The 14,316-nt window shown below is 63.9% G+C and carries 14 protein-coding genes and 1 pseudogene; 9 read left to right on the forward strand and 6 right to left on the reverse strand.

Features of this window, described 5'->3' with window-relative positions; genetic code table 11:
- The first annotated feature begins 179 nt into the window (after positions 1-179).
- The 8 genes from IRZ31_RS14505 (at position 180) to IRZ31_RS14540 (ending at position 7,603) form a co-directional block, all read left to right on the forward strand.
- A complete protein-coding gene (locus IRZ31_RS14505; protein WP_297154851.1) occupies positions 180-869 on the forward strand; it encodes an HAD family hydrolase in 690 nt (229 codons plus the stop codon).
- 107 nt (positions 870-976) lie between these two features.
- Positions 977-1,567, forward strand: coding sequence for a Mov34/MPN/PAD-1 family protein (locus IRZ31_RS14510; RefSeq protein ID WP_297154853.1), 591 nt, complete (start codon positions 977-979; stop codon positions 1,565-1,567).
- Between the two features lie 161 nt (positions 1,568-1,728).
- Positions 1,729-3,078 carry a zinc-ribbon domain-containing protein gene (locus IRZ31_RS14515; protein WP_297154856.1) on the forward strand — a complete coding sequence of 450 codons (1,350 nt, stop codon included), beginning with the start codon at positions 1,729-1,731 and terminating at the stop codon, positions 3,076-3,078.
- A gap of 378 nt (positions 3,079-3,456) precedes the next feature.
- Positions 3,457-4,743, forward strand: a complete 1,287-nt coding sequence (locus IRZ31_RS14520) for an adenylosuccinate synthase (protein WP_297154858.1) — start codon at positions 3,457-3,459, stop codon at positions 4,741-4,743.
- Between the two features lie 59 nt (positions 4,744-4,802).
- Positions 4,803-5,306, forward strand: a complete 504-nt coding sequence (locus IRZ31_RS14525; protein WP_297154861.1) for a YbaK/EbsC family protein — start codon at positions 4,803-4,805, stop codon at positions 5,304-5,306.
- Between the two features lie 57 nt (positions 5,307-5,363).
- A complete protein-coding gene (locus IRZ31_RS14530) occupies positions 5,364-5,840 on the forward strand; it encodes a flavin reductase family protein (protein ID WP_297154863.1) in 477 nt (158 codons plus the stop codon).
- A 172-nt stretch (positions 5,841-6,012) separates the two neighbouring features.
- Positions 6,013-6,738 (forward strand): HIT family protein, encoded by a 726-nt coding sequence (locus IRZ31_RS14535; protein ID WP_297154865.1) that lies wholly within the window; start codon positions 6,013-6,015, stop codon positions 6,736-6,738.
- On the forward strand, positions 6,707-7,603 hold the full coding sequence (locus IRZ31_RS14540; RefSeq protein WP_297154867.1) for an alpha/beta hydrolase: 897 nt from the start codon (positions 6,707-6,709) through the stop codon (positions 7,601-7,603). Before IRZ31_RS14535 ends, IRZ31_RS14540 begins: the two co-directional genes overlap by 32 nt.
- A gap of 239 nt (positions 7,604-7,842) precedes the next feature.
- Here IRZ31_RS14540 and IRZ31_RS14545 read toward each other — a convergent pair whose 3' ends face one another.
- The 5 genes from IRZ31_RS14545 to IRZ31_RS14565 all read right to left on the reverse strand — a co-directional run bounded on the left by IRZ31_RS14545 (position 7,843) and on the right by IRZ31_RS14565 (position 12,958).
- Positions 7,843-9,216, reverse strand: a complete 1,374-nt coding sequence (locus tag IRZ31_RS14545) for a cytochrome P450 (RefSeq protein ID WP_297154869.1) — start codon at positions 9,214-9,216, stop codon at positions 7,843-7,845.
- 53 nt (positions 9,217-9,269) lie between these two features.
- Complete coding sequence (locus IRZ31_RS14550) at positions 9,270-10,067, reverse strand: alpha/beta hydrolase (RefSeq protein WP_297154871.1); 798 nt, start codon at positions 10,065-10,067, stop codon at positions 9,270-9,272.
- 87 nt (positions 10,068-10,154) lie between these two features.
- Positions 10,155-10,748 (reverse strand): TetR/AcrR family transcriptional regulator, encoded by a 594-nt coding sequence (locus IRZ31_RS14555; protein ID WP_297154875.1) that lies wholly within the window; start codon positions 10,746-10,748, stop codon positions 10,155-10,157.
- Positions 10,748-11,566, reverse strand: a complete 819-nt coding sequence (locus tag IRZ31_RS14560; protein WP_297154876.1) for an SDR family NAD(P)-dependent oxidoreductase — start codon at positions 11,564-11,566, stop codon at positions 10,748-10,750. Before IRZ31_RS14560 ends, IRZ31_RS14555 begins: the two co-directional genes overlap by 1 nt.
- 36 nt (positions 11,567-11,602) lie before the next feature.
- On the reverse strand, positions 11,603-12,958 hold the full coding sequence (locus IRZ31_RS14565; protein WP_297154878.1) for an NAD(P)-binding domain-containing protein: 1,356 nt from the start codon (positions 12,956-12,958) through the stop codon (positions 11,603-11,605).
- A gap of 278 nt (positions 12,959-13,236) precedes the next feature.
- Here IRZ31_RS14565 and IRZ31_RS14570 point away from each other — a divergent pair, with 278 nt between their 5' ends.
- Entirely contained in the window at positions 13,237-14,097 is an 861-nt protein-coding gene (locus IRZ31_RS14570) for a 3-hydroxybutyryl-CoA dehydrogenase (RefSeq protein ID WP_297154880.1), read from the forward strand.
- On the opposite strand, the pseudogene IRZ31_RS14575 reads toward IRZ31_RS14570, so the two are convergent.
- A pseudogene (locus IRZ31_RS14575) lies at positions 14,082-14,316 on the reverse strand (hypothetical protein); the annotation flags it as partial. The gene IRZ31_RS14570 and the pseudogene IRZ31_RS14575 overlap by 16 nt on opposite strands.

A 14,316-nucleotide genomic window follows, 5' to 3' on the forward strand; every position in this document is an offset into this window, starting at 1 on the left:
CCAGGGTCCTGGGTCCTCTCCCGGTCGGCAGCTAGCGTGCCAGCCTGGTCGTCCTGAAGATAGCTTCCTGGTGTCGGCGGTCGCTGGCGGTGGCGCAGAAGGCGGGAGAGAGCGAGGGCCGGCGCGTCGTTGGGGCCAGGTCTTGATCGAGGCCTATGAGCCAGACAAAGGAGGAAAGCATGCCTGCACTCGTCTTCTGGATCGATGTCGACAATACGCTGCTCAACAACGACCACGTCAAAGCCGAGCTTGAACGCGAGCTGCGTGCCGTGCTTGGAGAGGTCCTGGCCGAGCGCTTCTGGAGTCTCTACGAAGCGGTACGCCACGAGTGTGGCGTCGTCGACATTCCCCAGGCCCTGGCCCGGCTGCGGGCCCAGACACCTCCGCAGGAGTTACCGGAAGCGACCTTCCAGCAAGCCTGTGCCCTCTTCGAGCAGTACCCATTTGTCACAGCTCTCTATCCCGGGGCGCGGGAGACACTGGAGCATCTGAGCCGCCTTGGACTAACCGTCATCGTCTCCGACGGCGACCATCTCTTCCAGGCTGAAAAGATCGTCAATAGCCACCTCGCCGAGGCCGTAGGGGGGCGTGTCCTCATCTATGACCATAAGGAGCGGCACCTTGAGGAGACCATGAGGCGCTACCCGGGCGAGCACTACGTAGCGATCGACGACCGGCTCGACCTGCTGGCTGCCTGCAAGTCTCAGCTGGGGGAGCGTCTGACCACTGTCTTTGTCCACCAGGGGAGGCATGCCGAGGAGGGGCTACAGCAACCGGGGCATTACCAGGCTGATCGAAGCGTTGAGGCCATTGGTGAACTGCGTCGCTACGAAGCCGCTGACTTCTTGCTAGCGAGCACCAATCACTAGCCAGTGCCGGTAACAACTGGGCAGAGGCTTGTCAGGTAGCGGAACGGTGCTTTATCATCTGCAAGCAGTAGGGGCATCACTGTCGGCAACATCTGAGGAGGGAAGGAATGTCGCAGGAAGCGTGGAAGGCCAAGCCTGGGGCGACAGATCGAGAAAGGGGCAAGGTTGTGCTCTCCCGTGGAGCGCAGCGCGCGCTGCTCCGCGATACCTGGGGCCGGCGGATGATCGAAGCCTGTGGGCTGCTCAGAGGAGAAATAGACGTCGAGGGGAACTGGTGCATTGTCGCCGTTCATCCCCTACCCAATGTGGCCGAGTCGCCAGTCTATTTCGAGTTCGCGCCGGAGGGCGTCCTGCAACTGGAACTGGCCTATCCTGGCCAGATTATCGGGGTCTACCATAGTCATCCGAAGGGGCCATATGGAGCCAGCGGCACCGATCGGGAGACCATGCGGCGTGTCAACAAGGAGCAGCGGATTCCCTGGGTCTGGCTCATCCTCTGTGGGCCATTCACAGAGAGCCTACCGCTGGCGGCAGCGGCGGCGGGTGATCTGGCCGCCGAAGCGACCTGTGCCCGCTGGCTTTCTGAGCGGCTGCTGGCCTATTATCACGATCCCCGTGAGGGGCTGCGGCAGGTAGTTGTGGTACTGGAGCCAGGTTCTCAACCTGCGGAGGCTGAGCGGTCTGGGCAGGCGGAGTAGCAGGAGCCGGGCGGGGGAAGAGGAGCTAGACGCTCACTCAAAAGGGGAAGTATCTGGCAAATTCCTGGCAGATCTGCTACACTCAGGGAGAAATCGCGAGAGGCTGGCTCACAAGCAAACAGGCAGCACTAACAGCGTTACCCAGGAGGATTACGGACTCAATGTCTCAATACAGTGTCTGTCCGCAGTGCGGCAGCCAGGTGGGGCCAGATGAGGCATTTTGTGGGCAGTGTGGTGCGGCGCTCACGTCCCCGGGGTCGCCGGCGCAGCCGACGCAGATGACGGGAACGCCGCCCCCACCGGGGTCGAGGAGCGGACTCTTGCAGGGCTACAGCCGGGGGGTCTCACCGCCGCCCGGGCACTATCCGGCAGGGCCTGGAGGGGGTCCAGGCGCGGGCGGCGCGACGCCGGGCCCGCCTTCGCCCTGGGCGACCGAGCCGATGTCCAGCAGCGCGCTCGGAGGAGGGCCGCGGACGCCGGCGCCGAGCCAGCGAACAGAGTTCTACCAGGACGCGACAGAGGCCATGCCGGCGGCGGGTGCGGGGCTGGCCGGTGCCGGCTATGGGCAGCCAGGTCAGCTGCCCCAGGCGGAATTTCCTGCGGCGGCCACGGGCTACCCACCAGGCTATCAGGCGCCGGCGGGGACGCCATACGGTACGGGGGTGCAGCAACCCTACCCGGGGGCAGGCGCGCCCTATCCGCCAACCATGCCGCCATATCAGCCAGGGCAAACCGGCTTTGCCGGCCCCGGCACCTACCCAGGGGCTGGAGTGCCGGGGCAGACCTACGGAGGTGGTTTCCCGCCCCGCCCGCAGCCAGGTGGTGGCCCAGGTCAGCGCAACACCTGGATAGTCGTGGCAGCTGTGGGCGCCGTGGTGGTGCTTTTCCTTGTGATCTTAGTGAGTGCCTTCGTCTGGATGCGGGGAGGCTCGCAGACGGCAGCGGTGCCGACAGCGACGGCGACGACGGCGGCGAGTCCAACACCCAGCCCGACGCCGAGCCCGACGCCGACGCCGAGTCCAACACCCAGCCCGACGCCGAGCCCGACGCCAGCGGTGTCGCCGACGCCGCCGCCCAATCCCGGCTTTGCCTGGTGTGATCAGTGCGTCAACGAGGGCTTCACTACCCAGTATCCGAGCGGTTGGAGCCAAAGCTCGACGCCCGACGGCACGGGCATCCGTTTCACCAGTCCCACCAGTAGTGAGGTGACCGCCTCCTTCAAGGTGCCGGGGGCGACCAATCAGACACCCGATCAGCTGGTGGCCAACGAGATCGCGCAGTTGCCTGGAGCGACCAACGTCAGCCCGACGACTACCACCACGATCGGCGGGACCACCTGGCGCGCAGCCTCGGCTGATTATCAGCAGCAGAGCCAGGACCACATCCAGGTGTATGCCACGGTCTATCAGGGCAGGGCCTATGTGATCGAGATTCAGGCCCCGCGTGATCAGTTTGATCAAATGAATGCGCAGTATTTTGCGACCATGCTGGCAACCTTCCAGTTTGTATAAGCAGGAGGCTGCCAGGGCCAGGAGAAGCCACCCAGCCGGCTGAGCTGGCCGGGTGGGGTCGGGCGAGCGGTGATAGAGCAAGGTATTGTTTGCGCCATACCCGAGGCTCGCCGATGGGAAGGAGACCGCGCGCTCTGCAGGGATAGCCCCGCGATGAGCCTGGTGCTCGCGTCAGGGGCTTCTCGCTGGCTAGGGAGCATGGAGCGGGAGAGAGAGAGAAGCGGGCGGAGGAGGATCAGGAGTGCGAGGTTGGTTGGTCGGTTCGGGGCACGCTCCAGGCGACCTGCAACGTTGAGAAAGATGGGCTGGGGTGGTATCCTGGATAAGGGAGAGCTTGAGAGAGCAATCAGGAAGCAGAAGAAGAGGAAGAGCAGTGCTATGGCGGTAGTTGCAGTTATTGGCGCCCAGTGGGGAGATGAGGGAAAAGGGAAGATCGTCGATGAGCTGGCGGCGCGGGCACACTTCGTGGTTCGCTATCAGGGGGGGAGCAACGCGGGTCATCGCGTTGTCCACGAAAAGGGAGAGTTCGTCTTCCGTCTCATTCCCTCGGGGATACTCTATCCGCAGACCTCCTGTATCATCGGCAACGGCGTAGTCGTTGACCCCCGAGGTCTGCTGGAGGAGATGGAAGAGCTGGAGCGGCAAGGGGTTGATATCTCGCGCCTGTATATCAGTGAGCGTGCCCATGTGGTGATGCCCTACCACTTCCTGCTAGACCGACTGGAGGAGGAGGCGCGCGGCGAAGAGAAGATTGGCAGTACCCAGCGCGGCATCTCCCCGGCCTATGTCGACAAGCATGCCCGCAGCGGCATTCGCATAGCCGACTTGCTCGATGTGGACACCTTCCGAAGCAAGCTGGCAACGATTCTACAGCAGAAGAATCGCATGATCACGCAAATCTACGGTCAGCCAGCGCTTTCCCTGGAGGAGATCCACGGCGAGTACTTCCGCTACGGCCAGCGGCTGCGCCCGTATATCGCAGACACGCAGGCCATGCTCCACGAGGCCCTTTTCGAGCGGAAAACCATCCTGCTGGAGGGAGCGCAGGGGGCGTTGCTCGACATCGACTTTGGCACCTATCCCTTTGTCACGGCCTCCTCGACGCTGGCGGCCAACGCAGCCAGTGGGGCGGGTTTGCCCCCCCGTTCGATCGATCGCGTGATTGGCGTCTACAAAGCCTACATCACGCGAGTGGGCAGCGGGCCAATGCCCACCGAGCTATTCGATGACGTAGGGGAAGAGATGCGGCGCCGTGGCCACGAATATGGGACCAACACGGGTCGACCGCGGCGCTGTGGCTGGTTCGATGCAGTGGCCGGGCGTTTCGTCGCTCAGCTGAACGGCCTTGACGCAATGGTTATTACCAAGCTGGATGTCCTGGATACCTTTTCCACAATCAAGATCTGCACCGCCTATCGTCTCTATGGAAAGACCATCCACAGCCTGCCAGCCAATCTCAACGACCTGGCGGCCTGTGAACCAATCTATGAGGAGGTCGAGGGCTGGCAGTGCAGCACCAGCGGCATCAGCGACTATGACGACCTGCCGCCCGCGGCCAAGCATTACCTGAAGCGCCTGGAGGAGCTGCTGGAGACGCCGATTGCCATGATCTCGGTCAGCCCCCAGCGAGGGCGGACCATCCAGCTTCAGGATGTGCTGGCCTAGCAAGCAGGAGACAGTGATTGCATCTCCCCCGCCAGCAGGAAAGGAGAACAGAGGGAGCGATGTCTAGCGAGCAGTTTGCGCATCTCAGTCCGGCAGCGCGTCGTGTACAAGAGGTGCTGACCGCGGGAGGGTTCCGATGTGAGGTCATTGAGCTGCCCACCTCGACCCGCACGGCCAGCGAGGCGGCGCGAGCCGTGGGCTGTGCTCTGGGACAGATTGTCAAGTCGCTGGTCTTCCGCGGTCGGGAAAGTGGGCGTCCGATCCTTGTGGAGGCCAGCGGAGCCAATCGTGTGGATGAGCGGCGGTTGGGAGAGCTGGTCGGCGAGCCGATCGAGCGCGCCGATGCCGATTTTGTCAAGGAGCGGACGGGCTTCGCCATTGGTGGGGTGCCGCCAGTGGGGCATAAGGAGCCGCTGGAGACCTTCATCGACGAAGATCTGCTGGGCTATGAACGTATCTGGGCGGCTGCCGGTACGCCCTCGGCGCTCTTTGCCCTGACGCCTGCCGAGTTGCAGGCGATGACAGGGGGCCGGGTGGCGGCCATCAAGCAGCAGCAATCGTGACTGATGTCAGAAGGCACGTAACCCTGGAGAAGAGGAGGAAGGAGCGCACTGGCCCTTATGGATCTGGCTGCAAAAAAACAGGTCTTGCGCTTATTTACCTATGGTCTGTATGCCGTGTCCTGTGCCGATGGAGGAGAGGTCAACGCCTTCACGGCCAACTGGCTGACGCAAGCATCCTTTGAGCCGCCGCTGGTGGCGGTCTCAGTAGAGAACGACTCGCGTTCGCTGCCGATGATCCTGCGCAGTCGGACCTTTGTCGTGAACGTTCTGCCGTCAGGGGCGCGTGAGCTAGCGGGCAAGCTCGGCAAGTCGGCGCTGCGCGACCCGCGCAAGCTGGAGGGAGTAGCCTACCATCCCGGGCCCGGAGGCTGTCCCATCCTGGACGAGGCCCTGGGATGGCTCGCCTGCGAGGTACGGCATACAGTGCCCGCCGGTGACTCGACAGTACTCGTGGCTGAGGTAGTGGAGGCCGGTGTTCAGCGCGAGGGGACACCTCTCACAATGGCCGAGACCGGTTTCCGTCATGCCGGCTGAAGAACAGCCTGTCCCCTCCCTCTGCATCGTAATCTCAGGCCGGGTCAGGCCGGCGGTGGCAAGCAGCCTGTATTGTTGTGGTGGTGGTCTGGGCCGGTTGAAGCAGCGAGGCGAGGGGCTGTAGTCTCCCACTGAGAGCCTGCCCGCGGCAAGGAAGAGAAGGAGCCATTTGATGTCGTCACAGGATGCGGACCAGCAGTTCCGCGTTCTCCCCTCTGGTGAAGGCCGGCCTGTTCCTGTGCCCCAGGCGCAGCCCGGTCTTCCCTGTGTCTTTTGCGATCGTTCGTCCCTGACCACTGTTCTCCATGAGACGCCTGCCTACCTCCTCATTGCCGACCACGCGCCGCTGGTCGAGGGGCATCTGCTGATCATACCGAAAGAGCATTATGCCTGCTACGGTGCCGTGCCAGCTGCCCTTGATGAGGAACTGCAGGCTCTCAAGCGCCTGGTGAGCCGCTTCGCTTCCCGCTTTTATGCTCCCCTGCTCTTCTGGGAGCACGGTGTTTTTGGTCAGACCGTCTTTCATGCGCATCTGCATTGCATTCCCTTTGGCGTCGCCAGCTATCAGCAGCGCCTTGAGCGGCTAGCGGCGGTAGCCACCCCTGTGCGGGAGCAGGAAGAGATCCGTCGCTGGTACCGTCAGCAAGGACATTACTTTTATCTGGAAGACAGCCAGCAAGCGCTACTCTTCCCTCCTGATCCGCACTGCTATCGTGAGGTTCTCTACGAAGTGCTCTGGAAGAGCCTCAGCCCCGAGCAGCAGCGGCAGGGCTGGCAGCGCAAGGAGGTGCGTCTACGGGGGGGAGCTGGGTGGCCGGTGGCCACGGCGCGCAAGTGGGAGCAATTCTATCGCGAGGAGAAGAGGCATGCCTACACTGATCGAAGCTGTGCGGGATGAACTCGTTGCTGTGGGCGAGCTGCGTCTCCACATTGTGGAGTGGGGGAGAGCGGGGCCGCCTATCGTCTGTCTGCATGGGTTGACGGCCAACGCCTTCTGTTTCCAGGCCTTTGCCGATGCCCTGGCCGAGGACTATCGCGTCATTGCCTATGACTTGCGCGGGCGAGGCCGAAGCGAGCGTCCGCCCCAGGGTTACAGCGTGCCGATCCATGCCGCTGACCTGGACCAGTTGCTGACGGTCCTGGGACTGGAGCGCGTAGCACTGCTGGGGCATTCCCTTGGGGCCTTAATTGCGCTCTTCTATGCCGCCTGGCGCCCAGAGCGTGTCAGCAAGCTCATCCTCGTTGATGCCGGGGCGCCTTTGCCCTGGCGTACACCCGAGGAGCAGCCGGCCTGGCTAAATGCCTCCATCGCGCGCTTAGGCACACCAGTGGCCTCCTTCGAAGAGTATCGCCGGCGTCTGCAGAGCCTGCCCTTCTTGGGACCCTGGTGGAATGCCTATCTTGACCGCTATCTGGAGCATGATATCGAGCGTCTCCCAGATGGCAGCGTGCGCTCGCGTGTCTATCGGGAAGGCGTGCTAGAAGAGGGACGGAGAGCGGAGGAGGCGCGTCCGGCTGACCAGTGGGAGCATGTGCAGGCGCCGACCCTGGTCCTGCGAGCGGGGGCAGGCATGTTTGCCCCAGATGATCAGCTGCTCTCCGAGGAGGCGGCCCGTGAGCTGGTTGCGCATATTCCGGGGGCGCAGCTTGTCGAGTTCCCGACGCTCAACCACTATACCATCATCTTCGGCGCTGATCCGGGGCCAGCTCAGGCGATCCGGGCGTTCCTGAGCGGAGCCGAAGCAGCCCAGCCTGGTCTATAGTACCTGGGGCCTGGGGGGACTGGAGGCTCGGAGGGGGCCCCACCCTGGCAGCTCCTTTTCGGGCTGCAGGGTGGGGTTAACAGGAGAGTAGGGGCAAGGTCAGGACAGCCAAGACAAGCCAAGACAAGCCAGGACAAGCGGATGGAAGACGTTGAAGTTGAAGGGGAAAGGGAGAGTCCAGCCTGCTCAATCTGCTGCGCCGCTGGAGTGGGGTCTCCCGCTGGCCTTCACCTACCTTCTCAGACCAGTGCCGTGGCTCGCTGGCGCTGGTGCAGGCGCATACGGATGCCGTAGCGCGGGCGGAGCGTTACTGCGGCCTCGGGTTCGATGCGCTGTCCAGGGATCAATTCAGCCTCCCACGAGCGAATCAAGGTCGCCAGCACCAGCACGCCCTCCATCCAGGCAAAGGGCTCCCCGACGCAGAGGCGTGGGCCGCCGCCAAAGGGGAAGTAGGCGAACTTCGGGCGAGCGGCGCGGGCCTCGGGGGTCCAGCGCTCTGGCAAGAAGCGCTCCGGTTCCGAGTAGAAGCGCGGATCGCGGTGGACGACGTACTGACTCATGATGACGCGGGCCCCGGTAGGGATGGTCACACCACGGATGTCGCAGTCGCGCATGGCCGTGCGGTCGATCCCCCAGGCAGGAGGGTAGAGGCGCATAGACTCTGCCAGCACCCACTCGGCGTAGGTCAGGCGAGGGAAATCGTCGGCGGTCGGCAGGCGATCGCCGAGGACCTGGACCACCTCCTGGCGCAGGCGGGCAGCCACCTCGGGATGTTGAGCTAAGAGGTACCAGGTCCAGGCCAGCGCGTTAGCAGTTGTCTCGTGGCCCGCCAGTAGCAGCGTCGTCATCTCGTCGCGCAGCTGCTCGTCGCTCATTGCCCCCTCCTCGTCGTGGACCTCCAGCAGCCAGGAGAGCAGGTCGCCCTGGTCGCGCCCGCTGCGGCGGTGCTCCTCGATAATGCGGTAGATGACGCGATCCATCTCATCGCGGGCGCGGTAGAAGCGGCGACGGATCGGCAGCGGTAGGAGTTCGAGCTGTTCGGCCCAGGGAGAGAGGCCGATCTTAATGAAAGCCTCCATCGCTACAGCCATTGCCTGGCTCACGGTAGTGGCCTCGCGCTCCACGTCGACATTGAAGAGCGTCTTGCCGGCAATGACCAAAGTCAAGCGCATCATCTCCGCAGCCATATCGACGACCGCACCGTCCTGCCAGGACCGCGCCAGGCGCGCGGCCTCCTCGACCATTGTGGTGGCGTAGGATGCGATGCGCTGGCGATGGAAGGCCGGCTGAATCAACTTGCGCTGTCGCTTGTGGAAGTCGCCCTCGCTGGTCAGCAGACCCTGGCCGAGCATGCGGCTGGTCATCTGGACGCCTTGCCCTTTATGAAAATTGGCGTGCTGGACAACCAATACCTCGCGAATATCTTCCGGGTGGCTCAGGAGAAAGATCTCCAGTGGACCCCCCTTCACGTGGACGACATCGCCATACTTGCGCGCGAGGCGCAGAAAAGTCATCGGCAGATTGCGCCGCGAGAGCAGGGCCAGGATCTCCAGCAGATTTGGACTGGCTGGCTGGCGTCTCGTCGGCGCCTCAAGTGCTTGCGCTTGCACCATAGGTAGCGATTCCCCCTTCCCAAAGGCAGACGGCATGGTGGCCCAGAGTCAGGTCAACGAGGCAACGACTGCGAGGTCGCGGGCGCAGTGGCCAGCTCGCCGACCTGCTGGCCCTGCAGGAAGGCCAGCAGGGCCTCATTGAACAGCTGTGGTTGGTCATACATACAGATGTGGTTGGCGTGCTCGATCACGTAGAGACGAGCCTGCGGGATGGCGGCGTGGAGCTGGCGCCCGAAGCTGAGGGGAACCAGGTCGTCCTGGGCGCCCCAGATAAGCAGAGTCGGCGTGCGGAGCGTTGGCAAAAGTGGGCGGGCGTCCAGAGCCACGATCTGATGGGCGGCGCGCAAGATCATCAGGGTGCCGGCCCGGACTCCGTCGTAGAGCAGGGTTGGCCAGAAGGCCGGCGTCGTGCGCGCCAGGGCCAGAGCAGTGGGCCAGAGGAGCTGCGCCACCGAGCGTTCGAAGGGGATGCCGATGGAGGCCACCAGCACCAGGCGCTTCACCTGCTCGGGACGCTGGGCAGCCAGAGCCAGAGAGACATAGCCTCCCATCGAGTGGCCGACCAGTGAGAAGGTCTCCAGACCCAGGGCCTGGCAGAGGCGATCAAGCCAGTGGGGAGCGCGCAACAGGTGGAACTGGCGGCGAAAGCGCCGCATGGCGCCGAAGCCGGGCAGGTCGACCAGGTAGACGCGATAGTGCTGGGCGATGGTGGGAATATTTCTGGCCCACCATTTGGTCGAGCCGGAGAGGCCGTGCACGAAGACCACCGGCTCACCCTCGCCGGCGTACTCGTAGCGCACCGGAGTGCCATCAACGGTGACGACCTGGCTGTGTGTCTGAAAGGCGGCCATTGCCCGTTTTCCTCCTCTGTGATTGCAAGCAAGCCAAAGAGTTGCGCAGTTGCCTGGGTTTTGGAGAGCGAGGGCAGAGCCTTCGCGTCAGCGTGAAGAGCTGCCCTGCTCATGCAAGCTGGTGATCGTGGCCAGCAGCGTGCGAATCGCCAGCTCAGCGAGCTGCTCCTTGCTCAGCTGGTGTTCCTCCAGCCAGGCAAGGCTGAGGGCCTCGACGAAGCCGACCCAGCCGGTAATGGCCAGGCGCAGCGCGGGCAGCTGGCGCTCACTCTCCGGCAGGCCCTGCAGGACGCGCTCGACGTAGGTCTGCCGGACGTGGTTGAGGATAGCGGCAACCTCGGGGTCGACGCCGACGCCGCCGCGCAGCAGGGCGACGTAGGTGCGCGCGTGCATCTCTGCGAAGGTAAAGTAGGCCAGCAAGCCAACGCGCAGGCGCTCCAGCGGCTCCAGGGAGGCATCCGGCTCGGTCAGCTCCAGCAGTTGGTTGGTGCTGTGTCGGAGCACGGCCAGATAGAAGTCGTGCTTGGTTGGAAAGTAGTAGTAGAGCAGGCCCTTGGAGATGTTGGCAGCGGCGGCGATATCGTCGATGGCCACCTCGTCATAGGAGTGCCTGCTAAAGAGATCCAGGCCGACCTCGATGAGCCGCTCGCGGCGTGTTTTGCGTTTCTGCTTGTGAAGCATCAGGTGATCCCCCAGCGCTTGATCATGCTCCGGGCCAGCGGCGAGCGGTCGTAGCGATGGGCGCGTGCCAGGCGGCGCAGACGGAGCAGAATCACCAGGTCGACGAGGGCAGGCAGATGCCGTGCCAGGCCAATCTCCAGGGCGCCCAGGCGCGTGGTGGCGACGTCGCGGCGCACGCGCCCACTGCAGCAGCGCACCAGGGTACGTACGACGGCCTCAAGCGGCTCCTCGCGTACCAAGTCGGCCAGGGAGAGGCCGGCGGCCTCAGAGGCGGCGTGGATGGGCGTGCGGACGTAGCCCGGGTAGACGGTGGTGACGCTGATCTGGCTGCCATATTCCATGCGTAGGGCGTCCGACCAGGCCGCCAGGGCGCGCTTGCTGGCGGCGTAGGCCGAGGCAAAGGGGACGGTGGCAAAAGCCAGGCCGGAGGCCACATTGATGACGCGCCCGTGCGAGGCGAGCAGGGCCGGCAGGGCATAGGCCGTCACCGTCCAGGGGCCAAGCAGGTTGACCTCGAGGGTGAGGGCGACATCTTCGCTTGGCGGGGCGCCAGCGTCCTGGGGGAGGCCGATGCCGGCAAGGTTGATCAAAATGTCCAGTCCGCCCAGCTCGTTGAGGGCCTGGGCGACCGCGCGCTCAACAGCCTCGCTGCTGGTGACGTCGGCCTGGATGATGTCTTCGCCGCCGCGCCGGTCCAGGCCGATGACGCGCGCCCCTCGCCGGCGTAGCTCAGCCGCGGTGGCACTGCCGATGGCTCCCGCGGCGCCAGTAATCAGTACCCGCTTGCCGACCAATGGGCCACGCTGGTGGCTTTGCATGGTATTCCTCCCTCCGTGCTGCTTGCTTGCGGGGTGTCAGGACTGGCTGGCATGGCCGGCAGCAGGCACGGCGTAGCCGGGCGTGGTCTCGGCAGTGGGCTGTGGCTGGCTCTGGTCGCGGCTGAGGTCCCCAGGCCGGCCACCGCGGGGGGCCAGGCGCTGGAGCCGACGGCGCAGGCGCTCGATGGAGCGCATGGTTTCCTGGACGCCGACCAGGTAGTGGGCCGAGGGCGGTTCCCAGCGGGCCACGAGGTTGGCAAGGGGAGCATCCAGGCGCTCCTGGCAGTGGATCAGCTCGACGAGCAGGCGCGCGCCGCGACTGATGAGTGGACCAGCTCCGCCGCGTGGCTGCAGCAAACCGAAGATGTAGAGGTTGGCCAGGTCGGGAGCCATCAGGTGCGCTACCAGGCGAGGATAGCCGTGCTCCCAGGTGAAGAGCTTGTGGTCCAGGAAGGGGAAGGAGACGTTGAAGCCGGTGGCCCAGACGATGGTGTCGAACTCCTGGCTACTGCCATCGACGAAATGCACCTGCTTGCCGTCCAGGCGGGCAATGTCAGGCTTGGGCTGGATCAGGCCGTGACGGATAAAGTAGAGCAGCTGGGAGTTGACGATCGGGTGGCGGTCGAAGAGGTCGTGATCCGGCTTGGGCAGCCCATAGCGTGAGTTGGGACCGACGATGAGTGCCAGGGCAGCTTTGATGATGAGCTTCTGGAGCCAGAGCGGCATCCAGGGCATCTCCATCTCGGCTACGGGGATGCCGGCGATCGTTTTGGGCAGGAAGTAGTAGCCACGGCGCATCGAGATGGCGACCTCTTTGATGCGCTTGCTGAGGGCGGCTTCGACGGCGATGTCACAGCCGGAGTTGCCGGCTCCGACGACGAGGACTCGCTCCCCCTCGAAGTCGTCGGCGTTTTTGTAGTCCTTGGAGTGGAGGGTCTTGCCGTTGAAGCTCCCTGGATAGTGGGGGATGCGCCGGTCCCAGTGGTGGCCATTTGCTACGATGACACCGCGATATTCCAGGCTGCGCCCATCGTCCAGGGTGACACGCCAGCCGCTGAGGCCGCGGGGATCAAGCGGCTCGATGCGCTCGACGCGACGCCCGAATTGAATGAAGCGCCGGAGCCCGTAGTGGTCGGCGTAGGATCGCAGGTAGTCAAGCACCTGCTGCCGACTGGGAAAGTCAGGATAGCTGGCCGGCATGGGGTACTCTTCGTAGCCGGTGCTGTTGCGCGAGGAGATGATGTGCGTTGCATCGTAGACGCCGTTGAGCCAGTTGCCACCGACGTCGTCGTTCTTCTCGAAGATGTCGAAGGCGACGCCAGCCTCCTGGAAGGCGCGGGCGATGCCCAAACCTGAGTAGCCAGCGCCGATGATGCAGTAGCGCGATGCCATGCGTGTTCCTCCTTTGGTGGTGACGGCTTGCTGCGCCGGTCAACCCTTTGACCGGCCCGGGCCCAGCGCCTGACGCTCTGGCCCACTGGGGCCCTGCCCAATATTGAATATAGTTCAAATTTGACCAAAAGTCAAGGAGGAAGGGGCCTTGTCTGGCGACCGGGGCAGGGTGCTATAGTAGATGAGGTGACGCCGACTGAGCGCGCCGCCGGCCCAGCGATGATTGGCTGGCTGGCAATGTGTTGGTTGCTCTCTTGTCTGAGAGGAGGAAAGCGTTCATGGCAGTGACAACGATTCGCAGTGTTGGTGTCGTTGGCTGTGGCCTGATGGGCAGTGGCATTGCTCAGACCTGTGTGCAGGCCGGCTATGAGGTGGTGGTGCGTGAGGTCAATGACGAGCTGCTGCATAAGGGCCTCCAGCGTATCTATGAGGCCTGGGAGATGTTGGTGAGTAAGGGCAAGATTTCCCGTGAGCAGGCTGAGGAGTATCGTGGGCGCTTGCGCGGTACGGTTGCTTTGGAGGAGCTGGCCGCTTGCGATTTGGTGATCGAGGCGGTCGTGGAGCGTATGGAGGAGAAGCTGCGGCTTTTTACGGCCCTGGACCGTTTGCTCAAGCCGGAGGCGCTGATTGTTTCGAATACGTCTTCTCTGAGTGTGACGCAGATGGCGGCGGTAACGCGGCGCCCGCAGCAGGTCTGCGGTTTGCATTTCTTTAATCCTGCTCCGGTGATGAAGCTGGTCGAGATTGTCAGGCCGATTACGGCTTCGGAGGAGACGATCGAGACGGTGCGCCGCTTTGCGGAGTCGTTGGGCAAGACGCCGGTGCTGGCCAAGGATACCGCCGGTTTCATTGTGAATTTCTTGCTCATTCCTTATTTGCTCTCGGCCATCCGCATGCTGGAGAATGGTATGGCCTCGCGTGATGATATCGATACGGCGATGAAGTTGGGTTGTGGCTATCCAATGGGGCCGTTTACGCTGTTGGATTATGTGGGGCTGGATACGACGTTGTGGGCGGCGGAGGCGATCTATGAGGAGTATAAGGAGCCACTCTATGCGCCGCCTCCGTTGTTGCGCCGCATGGTGGCAGCGGGACTGCTGGGTCGCAAGAGCGGTCGCGGCTTCTATGAGTATTCCTGAACCCCTTCCGCGCTGTCTCCTGGCTCGCCGGGGGCTGGTGGTCCTGGCGGTGTGGTGAGCTGGCCGGGGCGGTCAGATGGGCGGGCCAGTCTGTGGGGGTGGTGAGGTTGCCGCTGGCGAGTCGGGGTTGTTGCCAGGGCAGGTGGCCAGCTGCTCACCTCACAAGCTGGCCACTGTTGCTGGCTGGTGGTGGTCACTGTGGTGGGGTTGGGGTACGGG

It is taken from the genome of Thermogemmatispora sp., from assembly GCF_019683635.1.
Taxonomy (GTDB): domain Bacteria; phylum Chloroflexota; class Ktedonobacteria; order Ktedonobacterales; family Ktedonobacteraceae; genus Thermogemmatispora.

What these genes read in the sequence shown, in the direction of transcription:
- IRZ31_RS14540 (WP_297154867.1), top strand. Translation starts at nt 6,707, where the DNA reads ATGCCTACACTGATCGAAGCTGTGCGGGATGAACTCGTTGCTGTGGGC.
- IRZ31_RS14520 (WP_297154858.1), top strand. Translation starts at nt 3,457, where the DNA reads ATGGCGGTAGTTGCAGTTATTGGCGCCCAGTGGGGAGATGAGGGAAAA.
- IRZ31_RS14555 (WP_297154875.1), bottom strand. Translation starts at nt 10,748, where the DNA reads ATGCTTCACAAGCAGAAACGCAAAACACGCCGCGAGCGGCTCATCGAG.
- IRZ31_RS14535 (WP_297154865.1), top strand. Translation starts at nt 6,013, where the DNA reads ATGTCGTCACAGGATGCGGACCAGCAGTTCCGCGTTCTCCCCTCTGGT.
- IRZ31_RS14510 (WP_297154853.1), top strand. Translation starts at nt 977, where the DNA reads ATGTCGCAGGAAGCGTGGAAGGCCAAGCCTGGGGCGACAGATCGAGAA.
- IRZ31_RS14515 (WP_297154856.1), top strand. Translation starts at nt 1,729, where the DNA reads ATGTCTCAATACAGTGTCTGTCCGCAGTGCGGCAGCCAGGTGGGGCCA.
- IRZ31_RS14560 (WP_297154876.1), bottom strand. Translation starts at nt 11,566, where the DNA reads ATGCAAAGCCACCAGCGTGGCCCATTGGTCGGCAAGCGGGTACTGATT.
- IRZ31_RS14545 (WP_297154869.1), bottom strand. Translation starts at nt 9,216, where the DNA reads ATGGTGCAAGCGCAAGCACTTGAGGCGCCGACGAGACGCCAGCCAGCC.
- IRZ31_RS14570 (WP_297154880.1), top strand. Translation starts at nt 13,237, where the DNA reads ATGGCAGTGACAACGATTCGCAGTGTTGGTGTCGTTGGCTGTGGCCTG.
- IRZ31_RS14530 (WP_297154863.1), top strand. Translation starts at nt 5,364, where the DNA reads ATGGATCTGGCTGCAAAAAAACAGGTCTTGCGCTTATTTACCTATGGT.
- IRZ31_RS14505 (WP_297154851.1), top strand. Translation starts at nt 180, where the DNA reads ATGCCTGCACTCGTCTTCTGGATCGATGTCGACAATACGCTGCTCAAC.
- IRZ31_RS14550 (WP_297154871.1), bottom strand. Translation starts at nt 10,067, where the DNA reads ATGGCCGCCTTTCAGACACACAGCCAGGTCGTCACCGTTGATGGCACT.
- IRZ31_RS14565 (WP_297154878.1), bottom strand. Translation starts at nt 12,958, where the DNA reads ATGGCATCGCGCTACTGCATCATCGGCGCTGGCTACTCAGGTTTGGGC.
- IRZ31_RS14525 (WP_297154861.1), top strand. Translation starts at nt 4,803, where the DNA reads ATGTCTAGCGAGCAGTTTGCGCATCTCAGTCCGGCAGCGCGTCGTGTA.